14 protein-coding genes and 1 pseudogene are annotated in these 16,925 nt (G+C 73.4%); 9 read left to right on the top strand and 6 right to left on the bottom strand.

The annotated features are described in order from the left end of the window. Positions 1 to 226: 226 nt before the first annotated feature. The gene (gene xylA / locus IE329_RS18025; RefSeq protein ID WP_190211929.1) at positions 227 to 1,420 is read left to right on the top strand and encodes a xylose isomerase; all 1,194 of its coding nucleotides are present in this window, start codon (positions 227 to 229) and stop codon (positions 1,418 to 1,420) included. A gap of 36 nt (positions 1,421 to 1,456) precedes the next feature. Here the strand turns inward: xylA and IE329_RS18030 are convergent, their stop codons facing one another. From IE329_RS18030 to IE329_RS18040, 3 genes are all read right to left on the bottom strand, one after another. Beyond that, complete coding sequence (locus IE329_RS18030) at positions 1,457 to 2,128, bottom strand: NUDIX domain-containing protein (RefSeq protein WP_190211930.1); 672 nt, start codon at positions 2,126 to 2,128, stop codon at positions 1,457 to 1,459. After that, entirely contained in the window at positions 2,125 to 2,502 is a 378-nt protein-coding gene (locus IE329_RS18035; RefSeq protein ID WP_190211931.1) for a DUF4406 domain-containing protein, read from the bottom strand. Before IE329_RS18035 ends, IE329_RS18030 begins: the two co-directional genes overlap by 4 nt. 66 nt (positions 2,503 to 2,568) lie before the next feature. Further along, positions 2,569 to 3,354 (bottom strand): DeoR/GlpR family DNA-binding transcription regulator, encoded by a 786-nt coding sequence (locus tag IE329_RS18040; protein WP_190211932.1) that lies wholly within the window; start codon positions 3,352 to 3,354, stop codon positions 2,569 to 2,571. A 585-nt stretch (positions 3,355 to 3,939) separates the two neighbouring features. On the opposite strand from IE329_RS18040, the gene IE329_RS18045 reads away from it, so the two are divergent. Continuing rightward, positions 3,940 to 4,374, top strand: coding sequence for a VOC family protein (locus IE329_RS18045; RefSeq protein ID WP_190211933.1), 435 nt, complete (start codon positions 3,940 to 3,942; stop codon positions 4,372 to 4,374). A 132-nt stretch (positions 4,375 to 4,506) separates the two neighbouring features. Then, positions 4,507 to 5,349 carry an ammonia-dependent NAD(+) synthetase gene (nadE, locus tag IE329_RS18050; protein WP_190211934.1) on the top strand — a complete coding sequence of 281 codons (843 nt, stop codon included), beginning with the start codon at positions 4,507 to 4,509 and terminating at the stop codon, positions 5,347 to 5,349. A gap of 99 nt (positions 5,350 to 5,448) precedes the next feature. Here the strand turns inward: nadE and IE329_RS18055 are convergent, their stop codons facing one another. Further along, positions 5,449 to 6,087 (bottom strand): NADPH-dependent F420 reductase, encoded by a 639-nt coding sequence (locus IE329_RS18055; protein ID WP_190211935.1) that lies wholly within the window; start codon positions 6,085 to 6,087, stop codon positions 5,449 to 5,451. 129 nt (positions 6,088 to 6,216) lie between these two features. On the opposite strand from IE329_RS18055, the gene IE329_RS18060 reads away from it, so the two are divergent. Beyond that, positions 6,217 to 6,618 carry a winged helix-turn-helix transcriptional regulator gene (locus IE329_RS18060; protein ID WP_190211936.1) on the top strand — a complete coding sequence of 134 codons (402 nt, stop codon included), beginning with the start codon at positions 6,217 to 6,219 and terminating at the stop codon, positions 6,616 to 6,618. An 87-nt stretch (positions 6,619 to 6,705) separates the two neighbouring features. Next, complete coding sequence (locus IE329_RS18065; protein WP_190211937.1) at positions 6,706 to 7,395, top strand: phosphotransferase; 690 nt, start codon at positions 6,706 to 6,708, stop codon at positions 7,393 to 7,395. Between the two features lie 66 nt (positions 7,396 to 7,461). Here IE329_RS18065 and IE329_RS18070 read toward each other — a convergent pair whose 3' ends face one another. Continuing rightward, entirely contained in the window at positions 7,462 to 8,220 is a 759-nt protein-coding gene (locus IE329_RS18070) for a carbonic anhydrase (RefSeq protein ID WP_190211938.1), read from the bottom strand. 699 nt (positions 8,221 to 8,919) lie between these two features. On the opposite strand from IE329_RS18070, the gene IE329_RS18075 reads away from it, so the two are divergent. The 4 genes from IE329_RS18075 (at position 8,920) to IE329_RS18090 (ending at position 14,040) form a co-directional block, all read left to right on the top strand. Further along, on the top strand, positions 8,920 to 9,699 hold the full coding sequence (locus IE329_RS18075; RefSeq protein WP_190211939.1) for a hypothetical protein: 780 nt from the start codon (positions 8,920 to 8,922) through the stop codon (positions 9,697 to 9,699). A gap of 31 nt (positions 9,700 to 9,730) precedes the next feature. Further along, complete coding sequence (locus tag IE329_RS18080) at positions 9,731 to 11,431, top strand: hypothetical protein (RefSeq protein ID WP_190211940.1); 1,701 nt, start codon at positions 9,731 to 9,733, stop codon at positions 11,429 to 11,431. Between the two features lie 9 nt (positions 11,432 to 11,440). Then, complete coding sequence (locus tag IE329_RS18085) at positions 11,441 to 12,895, top strand: hypothetical protein (RefSeq protein ID WP_190211941.1); 1,455 nt, start codon at positions 11,441 to 11,443, stop codon at positions 12,893 to 12,895. A gap of 431 nt (positions 12,896 to 13,326) precedes the next feature. Next, positions 13,327 to 14,040, top strand: a complete 714-nt coding sequence (locus IE329_RS18090) for an AfsR/SARP family transcriptional regulator (protein WP_268257292.1) — start codon at positions 13,327 to 13,329, stop codon at positions 14,038 to 14,040. 60 nt (positions 14,041 to 14,100) lie between these two features. Here the strand turns inward: IE329_RS18090 and IE329_RS18095 are convergent. Continuing rightward, positions 14,101 to 16,836: pseudogene (locus IE329_RS18095) on the bottom strand (cellulose binding domain-containing protein). Between the last annotated feature and the right edge of the window lie 89 nt (positions 16,837 to 16,925).

Below are 16,925 nucleotides of genomic sequence, written 5' to 3' on the forward strand. Positions count from 1 at the left end.
TTTCGCGGGACCGCTTCCGCATACTAGTTTGTTTTTTGCCATTGCAAATAGGCCCGGCGGCGATTTACCGTCGAACCGGCCGGTCCGTCCGAAGCTCGCACGGGCCCGCCCCCGCACCGCCGCCGACACCCCGCACCACCCCCACCGCCGCCGTACCCCCACCCCCGCCGCACCCGCCCCGTCGCGGGCGCGGCGACCCTCCGCCAGAGCCGCCAGGAGCCCGCTGATGAGCACCCACCGCACCGCCCCCGCCGCCCTCACCCCCACCCCCGAGGACCGCTTCACCTTCGGCCTCTGGACGGTCGGCTGGCAGGGCCGCGACCCGTTCGGCGACGCCACCCGGCCGGCCCTCGACCCGGTCACCTCGGTCGAGCGGCTGGCCGCGCTCGGCGCCTACGGCGTGACCTTCCACGACGACGACCTGATCCCCTTCGGCTCCACCGACGCCGAGCGCGAGGCCCACGTCAAGCGGTTCCGCCAGGCCCTGGACACGGCCGGCCTGAAGGTCCCGATGGCCACCACCAACCTGTTCACCCACCCGGTCTTCAAGGACGGCGCCTTCACCGCCAACGACCGCGACGTCCGCCGCTACGCGCTGCGCAAGACCGTCCGCAACATCGACCTGGCCGCCGAACTGGGCGCCGAGGTCTACGTCGCCTGGGGCGGGCGCGAGGGCTCCGAGTCCGGCGCGGCCAAGGACGTCCGGGTGGCGCTGGACCGGATGAAGGAGGCCTTCGACCTGCTCGGCGACTACGTCCTGGAGCAGGGCTACGACCTGCGGTTCGCGATCGAGCCCAAGCCCAACGAGCCCCGCGGCGACATCCTGCTCCCCACCATCGGCCACGCGCTGGCGTTCATCGACCGGCTGGAGCACCCGGAGCTGGTCGGCGTGAACCCCGAGGTCGGACACGAGCAGATGGCCGGGCTCAACTTCAGCCACGGCATCGCCCAGGCCCTGTGGTCCGGCAAGCTCTTCCACATCGACCTGAACGGTCAGTCCGGCATCAAGTACGACCAGGACCTCCGGTTCGGCGCGGGCGACCTGCGGCAGGCCTTCTGGCTGGTCGACCTGCTCGAATCGGCCGGCTACACCGGCCCCCGCCACTTCGACTTCAAGCCGCCGCGCACCGAGGACTTCGACGGCGTCTGGGCCTCGGCGGCCGGCTGCATGGCCAACTACCTGATGCTCAAGGAGCGCGCGCTCGCCTTCCGCGCCGACCCCGAGGTGCAGCAGGCCCTGCGCGCGGCCCGGCTGGACCAGCTCGCGCTGCCCACCGTGGCCGAGGGCGAGGGCCTGGCCGGCCTGCTGGCCGACCGGACCGCCTTCGAGGACTTCGACGTCGAGGCCGCCGCCGGGCGCGGGATGGCCTTCGAGCAGCTCGACCAGCTCGCCATGGAGCACCTGCTCGGCGCGCGCTGAGCCGGCGCGGTGCGACCCGGCCGCCCGGCGGAGGCCTCAGGCCTCGGCCGGGCGGCGGCGGAACGGCCCGTCCAGGGCGGCCCACTGCAGCAGCATGATGGTCTTGGCGTCGGCGATCGCGCCGCTGCGGATCATCGCCAGGGCCTCCTCGAAGGGCAGCTCCAGCACGGTGATGTCCTCGCCCTCCGCGGCGATCCCGCCGCCCGCGTCGGTCGCGGTCGCCCGGCTGCAGGGGGCGGCGAAGAAGTGCAGCCGCTCGGTCACCGAGCCTGGGCTCATCCAGGCCGCGAAGACGCGTTCGGGCGTGCCCACCGTGTGCCCGGTCTCCTCGGCGGCCTCCCGCCGGACGGCCTCCTCGGGGCTGTCGCCGTCCAGCAGTCCGGCGGCCGTCTCGACCAGCATCCCGTCCGGGTGCCCGTTCACGTAGGCGGGGAGCCGGAACTGGCGGGTCAGCAGGACGGTCCGCCGCCCGGCGTCGTACAGCAGCACGGTCGCGCCGTCGCCCCGGTCGTACGTCTCGCGCTGCTGCCGGCTCCAGTGGCCGTCCCGGTGGCGGTACTCGAAGGTGGTCTTCCGCAGTACGTACCAGTCGCAGGAGAGCACCTCCACCTGCTCGATCCGTACGCCGGGGTTGCCGGTCAGATCGCGGCCGTGCCGGTCCAGGCCGGTGCGGCCGCGCCGGTCCGGGGTGTCGACGCCGGCCGTCATCGGGCGGCCGGGAGCTCGTGGACGGCGGTGTAGACGTCCGCCCCCTGCGCGCGGGCCTGCGCGACCATCCGGTCGGCGCCCTCGGACGGGCCGCCGATCCGCAGGACGGCGTCGCAGCGGGCGAGCAGCCGCTCCGCGACGGGGTGGAAGATCTCCTCGAACAGCGGGTCGCCGGGGCCGGCGCTGCCGGCCGTCTCCAGCAGGGGCAGGGCGAGGGCCTCGCCGGTGACCGGCAGGTGCCCGGCCCGGAAGAGCGCCAGCGCGGTCTCGTTCATCGCCCGGACGTTGGCGTCCAGCTTGGCGGGGTCGTCGCCGGTGCCCGATCGGTACGGGCCGGCGACCAGGATCATCAGCGGGCGTGGTGCGGGGGTCATGCCGGGTTCTCCTCGGGGGCGGAGCGGGGCGGAGCGGGGCGGTGGGGCGGCGGAGGCCCCGCGGGATCAGGCCAGGACGGTGTGGACGCCGGCCTCGCGCAGCGCGGCCAGGGTCTGCGGGCCGTTCGGGTGGGTGGCGGCGTCCTTGGCCGCCGTGTCGGTGACGAAGGTGTCCACCGCGTCCAGCCCGGCGACCCGGCTGAACGCGCGGACCCCGAGCTTGGTGGCGTCCGCCACCGCGATCGTCCTGCCGGCCTGGGCGAGGGCCGCCTGCTTGACCGCCGCGTCGTCCAGCGAGAACTCCGACCACCCGTACTCGGCGTGCACGCCGCCGATGGAGAGCACGTAGCAGTCGAAGGCCAGCGACTCCAGGGTGCGCAGCGCCAGCGGGCCGACGAAGGACCGCTCCCCGGGCCGGGACCGGCCGCCGACCACCAGCAGGTCGATCCCCGGCCGGTCGGCCAGGCCGACGGCGGCCTGGAGGCTGAGCACGGCCACGGTCAGCGGCGCCCGGTCGACCAGGTGCCGCGCCACGTGCACCGTCGTGCTGCCCGCGTCCAGCAGCACCCGGGAGCCCGGTTCGATCATCGCGGCCACGGCGGCCCCCAGCCGGTCCTTGGTGGCGGCCTGCCACGGCTCACGGGCGACGAATCCGGCGCCGTCCTCCCGCGAGCGGGTGGCGACGGCGCCACCGTGCACCCGTTGGACCAGACCCTGTCCTTCCAGCGCGTCCAAGTCCCTGCGGACGGTCATTTCGGAGACCCCGAGGCGCTGCGAGAGCTCCGAGACGGACACCCGCTCGGAGTTCTGCACCAGGCGCAGGGTCAGGTCCAGACGATTGGCTACTCCCATGGATCATTTCTAACACAGATATGTTCGAATGAACGTCATCCCGTGCGACGAGGCGGGTGGGGCCGGCTTCCGCGAGGCGGGAGACCCGGCGGGGCCGATCCGGGCGCGGTGCACCCGGCCGCCCGGCCGGAGCGCGAGGCTCGGCCGCCCTCGCACCGGATCGGCCCCGCGTCGAACCGGTCCGCCTCCGGGCGGGCGAGGAGACGTCGGGGCCCGTCGGCCCTGCACGGCGCCGAGCGCGGGGGCAGCCGCAGGGCTTCCTGGGGCCCCGGCCGTCCGGTGGCGCGACCGTCCGGGGCCGTCCGGTGGCGCGACCGGGGAGCGCCGAGCTACTCCGCCGGCGGCCGGAGCCGGGCCGGGGCCCCGGGTGACGAGTCGTCAGGATCACGTTGCGCCGGGCGACTCCGACGACCCGGGCGGCCCGGCTCCGGTCCTCCCGGAAGCAGCGTGACCGGCGTTCGTCGCCGGGGCGAAGGCGGGAGTTCCCGGCCGGCGCCCGAAGCCGGTTCCCACGAGTGGTCCATCGACCAATGTGCTGATGACCAGCGCGAATTGAGCCGATGGCCGCTTTGCTATGGTGTGCCGATGTCAACGATCAGGCAGGTCCAAGTCACCTTCGACTGCGCGGAGCCCGAGCGCGTCGCCCGCTTCTGGTGCGAGGCGCTGGGGTACGTCGTACCGCCGCCGCCGGAGGGCTTTGCGAGCTGGGACGAGTACAACGCCTCGCTGCCGCCTGAGCGGCGAGGTGCGTGGTCCGTCGCCAAGGACCCCTCCGGTGAGGGCCCGCGGCTGTACTTCCAGCGCGTCCCCGAGGGCAAGGTCGTCAAGAACCGGGTCCACCTGGACGTGCGGGTCGGCACCGGCCTCGTGGGTGCGGAGCGCCTGGCCGCGCTGCAGGACGAATGCACCCGGCTGGTCGCGCTCGGCGCGGTGCACGTCCGGACGCTGTTCGCCGACGAGGAGAACGAGTCCTGCATCGTGATGCAGGACGTCGAGGGCAACGAGTTCTGCCTCGACTGAACACCCTCCGGGACGGCGGGACGGGCGGCCCGGCCGCCGTGCGGCTGACCTGGGCGTCCGCCCCGCGCGGTGGCCGGCCCGGGCATCGGACCGATCTTTCGCCGGTCCGATTCCGGCCGGTACAGTGGCCGGATGGCGATCCAACGGGAGCAGATCCTCACCGAGCTCGGCGTGAAGCCGGCCATCGTGCCCAAGGTCGAGATCCGGCAACGGGTCGACTTCCTCAAGGCGTACCTGCGGGCGACCTCGACCAAGGGATTCGTCCTCGGGATCAGCGGTGGCCAGGACAGTTCGCTGACCGGCAAGCTGTGCCAGCTCGCGGCCGAGGAGCTGCGGGCCGAGGGGGCCGAGGCCACCTTCGTCGCCGTGCGGCTGCCCTACGGCGTCCAGGCGGACGAGCACGACGCGCAGATCGCGCTGGAGTTCATCCGGCCCGACCGCTCGGTCGCGGTGAACGTCAAGCCCAGCGCGGACGCGGTCTCCGCCGAGGCGGCCCTCGGCCTGCAGGAGCTGCTGGGCGGCGAGCCCGTGCTGCGGGACTTCGTGCGCGGCAACATCAAGGCCCGTGAGCGGATGGTGATCCAGTACGCGATCGCCGGTCAGCTGGGCATGCTCGTGGTGGGCACCGACCACGCGGCCGAGGCGGTGACCGGCTTCTTCACCAAGTACGGCGACGGCGGTGTCGACATCACCCCGCTGACCGGCCTCACCAAGCGGCAGGGTGCCGCCCTGCTGGCGGAGCTCGGTGCCCCGCCGAGCGTCTGGGAGAAGGTGCCGACCGCCGACCTGGAGGACGACCGGCCCGCGCTGCCGGACGAGGTGGCGCTCGGCCTGAAGTACAGCCAGATCGACGACTACCTGGAGGGCGCCGAGGTCGCTCCCGAGGTGGCGGAGAAGCTGGAGTCCATCTACTTCGCGACCCGGCACAAGCGGGCCGTCCCGGTCACGCCGCTCGACGACTGGTGGCAGGCCTGACCGCACGTCGACCGCCCCGGATCCGCCGGAGCCGCTGAGCGGCCGGCGGATCCGGGGCTGATCACGTCAGCACGTCAGGCGGTGGCCCGTCGCGCGGTCTCACCGGGCCACGGAGAGGCCGAACGGCACCGGCCCGAGCGCGCCGACGAGCCCACCGACCATCAGGACGAAGGCCTCGGGCGCCCGGGCGCTCTCCACGCCCCCGAGGTCGATGATCCAGTCCGCCGGCCAGCCCAGCTCGCCGAGCAGGCCGCCGACGGCCTTCTTCGCCTCGGCGTCGTCGCCGGACAGGAACGCGGTGGGCGGCGTGGCCAGGCCGGCGGGATCGGCCATCACCGACTCGTGCATGGTGTTGAGGGTCTTCACCACCCGGACATCGGGCAGCGCCCGCTGGATCTCCTCGGCGAGGCTGCCGCCCGGGTACCTGAGCCCCGACGCGAAGCCCCGGGCGTCGGAGTCGGTGGCGTTGGCCACGTCGACCAGGACCTTGCCGGCCAGCTGGGCCGCCAGGCCGCCGAGCACCTCCACCGAGACCGGCCCCGGCAGGGCGTTGACCACCAGCGCGCCCGAATCCGCCGCCTCCGCCAGGCCGGTCAGGCGCACCCCGGAGCCGGCCCAGCGCCCGGCGGCCCGCCGGGGGTCGCGGGAGCCGACGACGACCTCGCGCCCGCCGTCCGTCAGTCTGCCGGCGAGGGTCCGGGCCACGGTGCCGGAGCCGAGGACGGCGATGGTCGTCATGGCGTGTTCTCCCCTTGGTCGTACCGGGCCCGGTGCGCCCGGACCGCTTCGTCCCCGACGACGTTAGGCGGCGCTACGGTTGCGGGGGAGTAGGCACTTCCAAGTGGCCTGCGTACCCGAAGGGATGCCATGACCGCCCGCACCGCCGCCGATGCCCGCGCCGAGGCCCGGGACGCGTACCGGGCCGGCTTCGCCGCCTGCCCGACCAACCGGCTGCTCGACCGGATGGGCGACAAGTGGGTCGGCCTGGTCCTCAAGGAACTGGCCGAAGGCCCGCAGCGCTACGGGGAGCTGGCCCGGTCGATCCCCGGCGCGAGCCAGAAGATGCTCACCCAGACACTGCGCCACCTCGAACGCGACGGCCTCCTCTCGCGCACGGTCACCCCGGCCGTACCGGTACGGGTGGACTACGAACTCACCCCCTTGGGACAGAGCCTGCTGCCCGTCCTGAACGCCGTGACCCGGTGGGCCGAGCAGAACATCGGGCAGGTCGACCGCGCGCGCCGGGCGTACGACGCGCAACAGGGCTGAGGCACCGGCGCGTCCGGCGGCGGACCGGGGCGATTTCCCGGTGCGCGGCGGGCCGCCCCGGCAGACTGCTCCCATGGAGCAGATCGCATGGAGCTGATCGCGCGGGGCCGGGACGCGGACGTCTACGCGCTCGACGGGGCAAGGGTGTTGAGGCGTTACCGGGGCGGGGGGCCGACCCGGCTGGAGGCACGGCTGATGACGTACCTCGCCGCCCGCGGGTACCCGGTGCCGCAGGTCCACGAGGTGACCGACACCGATCTCGTCCTGGACCGGCTGACCGGGCCGACGATGACCGAGGCGCTGGGCCGGACCCCTTGGCGGGTCGGCGCGTTCGGCCGGCTGCTCGGCGGCCTGCACGACCGGCTGCACGCGATCGAGGCGCCGGACTGGCTGCCCGCGCGGTTCCCGGCCGAGAGCGCCGGCCCCGGTACCGACCGGGTGCTGCACCTGGACCTGCACCCGAGCAACGTGGTCATGACTGCCGCCGGCCCGGTGGTGATCGACTGGAGCAACGCCGCCGCCGGCGACCCGGCCGCCGACCTGGCGATGACCCTGGTGACCGTCGGCAGCGCGGAAGTGCCAGGCCTGGCGGCCCGGTTCGGGCGGGGACTGCTGTTGCGGGCAGCCCGGCGGGCCTCCGGCACCGACCCCGGCCCCCGGCTCCAGGAGATGGTCACGGCCAAGCTGGCCGACCCCAACCTGACTGCCCGCGAGGCCGCGTGGCTGCGCGCCCGGCTGGACGCGCCCGCCGCCTCCCGGCCGTTCGCCGGCTCCTGACCGCTCGCCGGTCCGCCGCCGCTCGGCCGGGCGCCGGACCCGTCCGGCCCGGGCCCCGTGCGGCCGTCAGTCCGAGAAGGTGACCTCACCGGTGTCCAGCGAGTAGTACGCGCCCACCACCCGCAGCGTCCCGGCGGCGACCAGCGGGCGCAGCAGCCGGTCCGACCGCAGTCCGGCCACGGTCCGCCGGGTCTGCGCCCGGATCGTCGCCTCGACCAGCTGCTCGGGGGCGGCGCCCCGGCGGCGGGCCTCCTCGTACGGGGCGCGCAGGTCGCGGGCCATGTCGGCGAGGTGGCCGGGCAGGCGCACGCCGTCGCGGAAGGACTTCACCGCGGCCGTGACCGCGCCGCAGCGCTGGTGGCCGAGGACGACCAGCAAGGGAGCGCCGAGTTCGGCCGGGCCGTACTCCAGGCTGCCGGTCACCAGGCCGTCGTGGGTGTGGGCGGCGGTCCGGATCACCATCAGGTCGCCGAGGCCCTGGTCGAAGACCAGCTCCGGCGGCACCCGGGAGTCGATGCAGGAGAAGACGACCGCGAACGGCTCCTGGTGGGTGGCGAGGTCGCGGCGCCGGGTGGACGAGGCGTCCGGGTGCGCCGAGCGGTCGGCGACCCAGTCGGCGTTCCCCGCCTTCAGCCGGGCCAGCGCGTCGGCGGGCCTGACCGGGACCGCTCCGGCCGGACCACTGCCGCCCGCACCGTTGCCGCTCGTGCCGTTCGTGCCGCTGTGTCCGGCCGTGGCGGCGGACGCCGCCCCGGCACCGATCTGCGCGGCCAGTGCCATCACCGCGAGGCTGCTCGCTCTGAGCACGCTGCGCCGGTCCGTCATGATGTCCCCCGCCTGTTGAAACTCATCCGTACGAGTGATGCCGGGTCACTTTAACGGCGCTTGTGAGGCACTTGACCTGGTTGTTTGCCGACGGAGTCGCATCTTGGAGGAAGGCACCGTGCCGGGCCCGCACCGCCCGGCCCAAGACTGTTCGAAGTGCCGGGGCGATTGTCCCCGCGGTCCCCGCCCGTTGCTGCTGGGTGGGGAGGGGGCGTCGCGCTGCCGTCACGTTGTGGTCGCACCGGGTTGCGAGCCTGGAGGCAACCGCGGTGTTCGGCATCGACACACAGCGTGACGAAAGCCCGGCCACCAGCCCGGCCACCAGCCCGGCCGCCAGCCCGACGAACAGCCCGACCGCGGGCGCGACGCACATCCCGACCGCCGCCGCGCCCGACCACCGCCGCGCCCGGCCCGCGCGGACGCGGCCGCTCCCGGCCGATCCGTCCGCGCCAGCCGCTCGGCACCACCCGCCGCACCCGGGGACGCGCACGAGCAGGCGCGGCCGTGAGCAGGCCCGCCTGCACCGTCCCGCGGTAACACCCGGCAGCAGGCCGTCCGGTGAGGCCTGTCGGCCCGGCGGACCCGCCCCGACTCCCCGACTCCCCGACTTCCCGACTTCCCGACTCCACCCGACCCGACCCGCCCCGACCGCACGCCCGCTCCGGCGGAGCGGCGTGCCACCGGAACAGGAGAACCGACATGACCGGACCCGCGCGCTTCCTGAGCAAGGACGAAGCCTTCGCCGAGCTGGCGGACCTCGCCGCGAACGGGGTGATCAAGCTCGAAGGCTCCGCCGACGCGAACCAGGTGAGCCTCGACGGCCTGGACCCGGACACCGGGACACCGAGTGACGGCAACGTCGCCGGCGTGGTGATCCGCTACCTGCCCTCCGGCAGCCGCAGTCCCTCCCTCCAACCGCGCGGAGGCAACGCGCCCGACCGGCTCGACCCGCGCAACGCCCTCGCGCTGGTCCGCCTGTGCCAGTGGCTGAGGAGCACCTTCGGCGTCTTCGAGCTGTACCACCTGGGCATCGACGGCGGCGGGACCAACCAGGACGGCAGTCCGCGCGTCGACTGCCACGGCCAAGGGCGCGCCGTTGACTTCGCGGGTGTGAAGGGCAACGCGGACGGCGGTGAGTTCGCGCTGACCGTGTTCGACGACTGGGGCACCGCGAAGACCGAGTCCACCCCGGACGGTGACTGGCCGCCGGACACCGGCTCCGCCGTGGGCTACCGGCTCGACGATCCCAACGCCGACCAGTTCGCCGCGGGGTTCTTCCGCGACACCTACGCGTTCATCGCCTCCGAGTGGCAGGACCGCTCCGACCGGCCGGACGACGCGGACACACCGACCTCGATCGGGGAGGGCAGCTTCGTGATGCATCCGGACCACCCGACCAGCGCACCGGGCACCAAGCACGGCCGCGAGGCGCACCGCAACCACATCCACATGCAGATCGGCGTCACCGGCACCGAGTGACGGCGGACACCGGAGATCTTCGGAGACCGACATGAACGAGATCGGCCAAGCAGTGATGGACATTCTCGACCAGCTGGTGGACAAGGTGCTGGGAGGCCAGCCCGTCCGCACCGACGGCAAGCCGGTCAACCAGGTGGTGTACTCCCAGATGAGGGTCGGCCGACCGATCGACGTACGCGAGTTCGCCGACCCGTGGTCGCCGTCCGGCGGTGCGACTCTGCAGGCCGAGGTCCCCGCGGGCACCACGGCCACCACGGTCGCGCCGGTCACCCCCGCGGTGGCGGCCGGAGCGGCCCCGGCGGCCCCGACGCCCCCGCCGCCGCCCGCCAAGCCGCAACCGGACCCGAAGTTCCGCCGGGCCATCGACGCGGCCTTCAACACCACCCTGCTCGTCGACGAACTGCTGGAGGTCACCAACGACGGGACGTACCAGCCGTTCCCGACCGGCCGTTCACTGAGCGTCATGTGGAACGCCATCATCAACGCGATGCAGCCCAAGGCCACCGCGCCGCCCGCCCCGGACGTCCAGCAGCGCATCGACGCGGCCAACAAGGTGCTGTACGTGATGGACGCGGACGGCCAGATCACCGGCAAGACCCCGGCCTTCAAGAACTACCAGAACAACTCGTTGGCGTTCGCCCAGGCCAAGAAGGACTTCAACGACGCCCAGACGTCGGCCATGGCCGACCCCGCCAAGGCGGAGTCCTGGCCCCAGGACTCGGTGTTCTACCAGACCAAGGTCAACAACGCCTGGGACGACTTCCAGACCGCAGGGGCGGCGCAGGTCGAAGCCGCGCTGGACGTGATCCAGTCGGTCGGCCGGAGCGTGCAGGCCCACATGATCGCGCAGGCGCGCAAGCTCTTCGACGCCTGGAACCTCGGCATCGCCGGGGTCCCGTCCCCCGTGGCCTACGCCCGGATCTCGCCGACGACCTGGTACGACCACCGGGACAAGGAGATCGGCTTCACCCGGCTGGAAGTGACCCAGCAGAAGGCATCGGAATTCAACTCCACGCACACCGACCGGTTCAGCCACAACTTCTCCTCCGCGGAGTCGTCCTCGGTGAGCGCCGGCGCCACGGTGCCGGTCCCCTGGGTGCCCGGCCTGACCATCGGCGGATCCGGGTCCCACAGCGAGGCCGGCACGCACGGTGACGGGCAGGGCGACGAGAACCGGACCTACCAGTTCCACAGCGACGCGAAGAACGTCACCATCGACGTCGAGTGGGGCCTGTGCACCATCGAGCGGCCCTGGCTGCTCTCGGACCTGTTCCACATGGAGAACTGGTACCTGGTCGGCGGCCGCAAGGACAGCATCAGCACCGGCAGCGTCGAGGGCCAGGAGCACGACGAGCACCACCTGATGCCCTCCATCCCCCTCCAGTTCCTGGTCGTCCGGGACGTGAAGATCCACGCCGACAGCTGGGGCAGCGACTCGGACACCCTGCACAAGGCGCACGACGACTGGCGGGCGGACACCGAGCAGCACGCCGACAGCCAGAGCGGCAGCGTCGGCTTCCTGGGGTTCGGCGGCAGCGCCTCCCACAGCAGCTCCGAGCAGCACGCGGACAGTGCGTCCTCCGGCTCCACGGACGACTCCTCCGAGTGGAGCTGGGACTTCGACGGGGAGACCCTCACCATCTCGGGGACGCAGATCGTCGGTTGGATCAGCGAGATCGTGCCGTCCTGTCCGCCCGAGGACGACCCGCAGCTGCCTGCCGAGCAGAAGTAGGGCCGCGCGATGTCCGACACCCTGAGCCCGGCGGCCGGGACCGCCGGAACCGACGCGGACACCCTCGCCGACGCGGTGCGTGACCGCTTCAAGGCACTGGTGCCCGACGGCGGCGGGACGGTGCTGGCCTTCCAGCCCATCCCCACCCCGTTGGACCCCGCGGACTACCTGCGGCCCGGAACCACCGAGGTCGAGCCCGTCCGGGCCGGGATCCAGCTCGGCCTGGTGGCCGACACGGTGGGCGAGCTGGTGGGCGGTGACTTCCACTCCGGGACGGTCACGGCCAGCGGACTGTTCGGCCTGCTGCTCGGCGGCCGGGCAACCGGCACCGCGGAGGAGGCGGCCGTCTACGGGCGGCTGCGCGGTGACGCGGAGCAGCGCTACACCGGGGACCCCCACACCGTGGTGGCCACCCCGAAGTCGTGGTGTGCGCCGGACGGGCTGGGGTGGACGTCGTTCTCGTGGTCCGCCGACCAGCACACCGCGTCCGGCCCCGCCGGCTCCGGCGAGGCCGATCCGGGCGCGCCGGCACCGTGGCAGTGGCGAGTGCTCTCGGAGGCGAGCATGCAGGACCTCTCGCAGTCCGTGGCCGCGGCGCCGGACGGGGCGGAGGGCGAGGCCGCCGTCGCGCGCACCCTGGACCCGTCCACCCTGGTGCGGATCGCCTTCCCGGACCCGCCGCAGGAGCAGGATCCGACCGTGGGGCTCAGCAGGCTGAGACTGCTGGACCGCCCGGACGTGGCGCAGTTGCTCCAGGAGTCCGGAACCCCGCAGGTGGCGGCCGAACCGGCCGGGCCCGAACTGCTCGACCCGCTGCTGGTCGTCCGGGCGGCCCGGGAGCTGGACCGGAGCACGGTCGGACGGTCCGCCGCCGGCACCTCGCTGGCGGTGACCTTCGAATACTCCCAGGTGCAGTTGAGCCGCCCCTGGTGGGACGGTCTGCTGCTGCACAGCACGGGCTGGGAACTGCCCGGGTTCCCGGCCGCCTCGCTGGGGCCCGGCCCCTCCGGCGGGCAGGCTCCGCCGTGGGGCCTGCCCGTGGGCATGGTGCTGGTGCGCAATGTGACGATCGCCGGCTCCTGGTCGCGGGAGCAGTTGGACACCGTCGAGGGCTCGATCGCCTTCGGCCCGTTCTCCCTGCTGGGCCGGCAGGTGGAGCAGAGCGCCGACGCCGCCTCCGTCAAGGTGACGGTGAACGGAATGCAGCTGTTCGCCTGGCTGGTGGAGGTGCTGCCCCAGTTGCCTCCGGGAGTGGTGCCGTCGCCGGCCGGCGCACCGGCCGTGGACGGGTCCGCCGAAGTGGTCGTCGAGGTGACCCGGGAACCGGACGGCCGGGCGGCCGGTCAGGACGGGGGCGGCCAGGACGGCGGCCAGGGGTGGCGGCACGGCGGCGAGGGGCACTGGGGTGGCCGCGGCGGCGGTGGCGGCGACGGTCGGCACTGGGGAGGGGGCGGCCACCACTGACGGGCTCGGCGACCGACGGGCATCGGGGCCTGAGCCCCGTGGGTCCCGCCTCTTCGGCCCGACCTCACCCGGCCCGGTCCCGCCCCTTCGGCCCGACCTCACCCGGCCCGGTCCCGCCGCGCGGGGCCGGGCCGGACGGCGGCGCTTTGACCTCCGCCGGAGGGAGTCAGAGACTGGAGGGGCAAGCTGCACGGCGACCGGCCGTGTACGGAGAGCATCGGGGCACCGGCCTGTCCGGGTCCGGGAGATGATCACATGGCCGCGTTCCGTCCGGTTCGTCGCGGACACCGGTCCGGGTCGCCAGGACCGCGGTGCCCGGCACCTTCCGGCGGTTCTTCCCCGCGGGCCCGGCGGCCATGACCGGCCGGGCGCCGGTCCCCTCCCGGCCGGCGCGTCCGCAGCGGCCGGCGCCGGGCGGGGCAGCGGCCGGTGTGCACATCACCCTCCTGGGCGGCTTCGCCCTGCGGGCCGGCCGGCAGCCGGTCACCGTGCCGGTGGGGTCGCAGCACGTGCTGGCCTTCGTGGCGCTGCGCTGTCAGGCTGCCGTCCCCCGGACACTGATCGCGGGCACCCTGTGGCCCGAGGCTCCCGAACGCTGTGCGGGTGCCAACCTGCGCTCGGCCCTGGTCCGGCTGCGCACCGAGGGACGGCGGGCGCTGGAGATCGGCCCCGCGGAGGTACGCCTGGCGGACGACGTCGAGGTCGACCTCCACCGGGCCCGGCGGACCGCCCGCGACGTCCTCAACCCCCGGAACTCCGCCGAGGGGCCGGAGCCGGGCCTTGAGGTCGTCGAGGTCCTCTCCGCGGACCTGCTGCCCGGCTGGTACGACGACTGGGCGTTGACGGAGGCCGAGGACTGGCGCCAACTGCGGTTACACGCGTTGGAGGCGTTCGGGCAGCGGCTGGTGGCGGCCGGGCGGTACGCCGAGGCCGTCGCCGCCGCGCGGGCGGCCGTGCACGCGGACCCGCTGCGGGAGAGCGGCCAGGCCTGTCTGATCCGGGCCCACCTGGCGGAGGGCAACCCGTCCGAGGCGCTGCACGCATTCGAGCACTACAGTCGGCGGCTGCGCCGGGAACTCGGACTCGAACCGACACCCGGCCTGTACCGGCTGGTCGGGAGTCTCCCGGCGGGCCCGCGTCCGTGACGGCCGGTCCGGCCCGGGGGCGGAGGCTCCCACCCGGGCCGGACCGGACCGTCCTCACGGTCACTTCACGGTGCAGGCCGTCCCGTTGAGGGTGGCCGCGGTCGGGCTGGTGTTGCTGCCCGTCCAGCTGCCGTTGAAGCCGAAGGAGGTGCTGCCGCCCCCGGCCGCCAGCGAGCCGTTGTAACCCAGGTTGCTCACCGCGACGTTGGCACCGGTCTGGGTCCAGGCGCCGTTCCACAGCGAGGTGATCTGCTGGCCGTTGGCGTAGGCCCACTTGACCGTCCACCCGGTGAGCGCGGTGGAGCCGGTGTTCTTCACGGTCACGTTGGCGCCGAAGCCGCCGCCCCACTGGCTGGCGACCGCGTACGTGATCTCACAACTCCCGCCCGCGGTCGGGCTGGTGGTGGCGGTGGGTGAACCGGTCGCGGTCGGACTGGTGGTGGCCGTCGGCGAGCTGGTCGCGGTCGGGCTGGTGGAGGTGGTCGGGGTCGTGGTGGCCGTCGCAGAGGGGGAGGCGGTCGCCGTCGGGCTCGGCGGCGTGCTGCTGGTGTCGCCGACGATGATGCCGCGCCCGTTGGTACCGACGTAGACCCGGCCGTAGACCCGGGGGTCGCCGGTGATCGTGGCGCCGGTCCAGCCCCACTGCTGGGAGTCGTTGTTGATCCTGGTCCAGTTCGCCCCGGCGTCGTCCGAGCGGAAGATGCCCCGGACGCCGTTGATCTTCGCGCTGGTGTAGAGCGCGGGTTAGGTCCGGCCGGGGGCGGGCTTGCCGAAGCCGATGCTGTCGGCCTGGTCGGCCGCCGCGACGCGGGTGAAGGTCGCCCCCGAGTCGGTGGAGTGCCACAGGCCGTAGGCCGCGCCGGCGCCGGTGGTGCCGCCGGCGAACCAGACGTCGCCCTCGGTGGTGGTCAGTGCCTTGAAGCGGACGTTGCCGGTGGCCGGGAGGCCGGTGGCCGCACCGGCGGTGAAGGTCAGGCCGCCGTCGGTGGAGGTGTAGAACCTCCCGGCGGAGAAGGCGTAGAACTTCTTCGGGTTGACCCGGTCGGAGGCCACCCGGGCACCCGCGGGCACGCCGGTGGCGGCCGTCCAGGAGTTGCCGCCGAAGGCGGAGCTGGAGACCGCGCCGCCGTCCGGCGCCCAGAGCACCCGGCCGCCGTCCGCCGACAGTGCCACGGTGCCGCCGCCGGTGGTGCCGGCGGGCTCGCTGTTCGCCTGGTACCAGTTGGCGCCGTTGTCGTTGGAGAAGGCGATCCGCTTGCTGGTGCTGCCGCTGTCCAGGTTGCCGGTGCGCACCACCATGTTCCCGTTCGCCTCGGCGTAGTCGAGGCTGGTGCTGGTGGTGAAGTTGGGCGAGGTGTACATCATCGCGGGCACGGTGGTGAGCGAGGTGTGCCGGAACCCGCCGATGTCACCGAGCGCGCTGAGCAGGTTGGCGCCGGTCGGCGGGCTGATCAGGTCGTTGACGGCGGTCTCCTCCAGGCCCTGGACGACGGGCTTGATGGTGATCTTGCTGCCGGCGTCCCAGCCGGTGAGGTTCTCGGTGCCGTAGAGGGTGGCGCCGGTGCCGTACATCATCCGGTCGGAGTTGAACGGGTCGATCTCCAGCGACTCGGTCATCCAGCCCAGCTTCGGGGTCTCCTCCGGCGGGCTCGGGTTGGCGCCCCAGGTCAGCCAGGGGGAGCTGGAGACGTCCATGGTGTAGTGGTCCACCCGGGTCGGGTAGGAGCTGTACTCCCAGATCGGCTTCCACGTCGCCCCGAAGTCGGTGCTCCGGTAGATCTGGGTGTCCGGCCACCAGGAGCTGTAGCCGGTCGCCATCAGCACGTTGGGGTGCTGGCGGTCGATGGTCAGGCCGCTGTAGCCGAAGTACGCGCCGGAGTCGGTGGAGGGCAGCGGGCTGATCCTGGTCCAGACGCCGGTCGCGGTGGCGTACCGCCAGATGTCGCCCTTGCCGCCGTCGTACGGGCCGCCGGTGTCGCTGGTGGCGATGTAGAGGTAGCCGTTGACCGGGTCGAGCACGCCCTTGTGCGGCAGGAAGCCGGTGGGCTGGCCGGCCACGCGGGTCCAGGTCGTGCCGCCGTCGGCCGACTTGTAGATGCTGTTGTCCTTGTCGGCGACCCCCACGTAGATGGTCCGGGTGGTCGCGCCGGCCGCGGCCGAGCTCTTGTCGAAGGTGACCCAGAGGACGCCCTGCTCGGCGCTCAGGTAGCCGTTGGTGTCGCTCGGATCGGGCGCGTAGTGGCCGAGGTTGGGGAAGGCGGTGACCTGCGCCCAGGTGACGCCGTAGTCGGTGCTGCGCCAGAGGCCGTTGCCGCTCGGCGCGCCGAAGTACAGCACCTTGTCGTTGTTCGGGTCGACGGCGAGCCGCTCACCCATGCCCCGGCCCGGCATGTTGCCGCCGATCTTGAACGGCAGCGCCGTCCGGGCCCAGGTGGCGCCCTTGTCGGTGGAGCGCAGGATGGCGCCGTTGTTGGGGTCCCAGCTGTTGGTGTACATGCCGGCGGCGACGTAGACGCGGTTGGTCTGCACCGGGTCGGTGGCGAGGCTGGCCACGCCGGTGAGGTTCCAGTCGTCCCAGCCGACCGAGTCCAGCAGCGGGATCCACTTCTTGGTGGCCGGGTCCTGGCGGTAGGCGCCGCCGATGTCGGTGCGGGCGTACACCAGGTTCTTCTCGGTCTGGTTGAAGACGATGCCGGGGACGAAGCCGCCGCCGTCGATCCTGGCGTTGCTCCAGGTGTAGGAGTCGGCGGTGGCGGCGTCGGGCGCGGCGGCGGCCGTGCCGCCGAGGCCGGTCATCGTGGTGAGGGCCAGGCCGCAACTGACCACCACGGCGGTGAGTGCGGCTCTGGAACGGGTGGTGAGCATGGGGTGGTGAACTCCTCGGG

It is taken from the genome of Kitasatospora indigofera, assembly GCF_014655955.1.
Taxonomy (GTDB): Bacteria; Actinomycetota; Actinomycetes; order Streptomycetales; family Streptomycetaceae; genus Kitasatospora; species Kitasatospora indigofera.

Bases quoted from the DNA above. Each gene is read 5' to 3' on its own strand.
- xylA (WP_190211929.1), top strand. From the start codon at position 227: ATGAGCACCCACCGCACCGCCCCCGCCGCCCTCACCCCCACCCCCGAG.
- IE329_RS18030 (WP_190211930.1), bottom strand. From the start codon at position 2,128: ATGACGGCCGGCGTCGACACCCCGGACCGGCGCGGCCGCACCGGCCTG.
- IE329_RS18035 (WP_190211931.1), bottom strand. From the start codon at position 2,502: ATGACCCCCGCACCACGCCCGCTGATGATCCTGGTCGCCGGCCCGTAC.
- IE329_RS18040 (WP_190211932.1), bottom strand. From the start codon at position 3,354: ATGGGAGTAGCCAATCGTCTGGACCTGACCCTGCGCCTGGTGCAGAAC.
- IE329_RS18045 (WP_190211933.1), top strand. From the start codon at position 3,940: ATGTCAACGATCAGGCAGGTCCAAGTCACCTTCGACTGCGCGGAGCCC.
- nadE (WP_190211934.1), top strand. From the start codon at position 4,507: ATGGCGATCCAACGGGAGCAGATCCTCACCGAGCTCGGCGTGAAGCCG.
- IE329_RS18055 (WP_190211935.1), bottom strand. From the start codon at position 6,087: ATGACGACCATCGCCGTCCTCGGCTCCGGCACCGTGGCCCGGACCCTC.
- IE329_RS18060 (WP_190211936.1), top strand. From the start codon at position 6,217: ATGACCGCCCGCACCGCCGCCGATGCCCGCGCCGAGGCCCGGGACGCG.
- IE329_RS18065 (WP_190211937.1), top strand. From the start codon at position 6,706: ATGGAGCTGATCGCGCGGGGCCGGGACGCGGACGTCTACGCGCTCGAC.
- IE329_RS18070 (WP_190211938.1), bottom strand. From the start codon at position 8,220: ATGACGGACCGGCGCAGCGTGCTCAGAGCGAGCAGCCTCGCGGTGATG.
- IE329_RS18075 (WP_190211939.1), top strand. From the start codon at position 8,920: ATGACCGGACCCGCGCGCTTCCTGAGCAAGGACGAAGCCTTCGCCGAG.
- IE329_RS18080 (WP_190211940.1), top strand. From the start codon at position 9,731: ATGAACGAGATCGGCCAAGCAGTGATGGACATTCTCGACCAGCTGGTG.
- IE329_RS18085 (WP_190211941.1), top strand. From the start codon at position 11,441: ATGTCCGACACCCTGAGCCCGGCGGCCGGGACCGCCGGAACCGACGCG.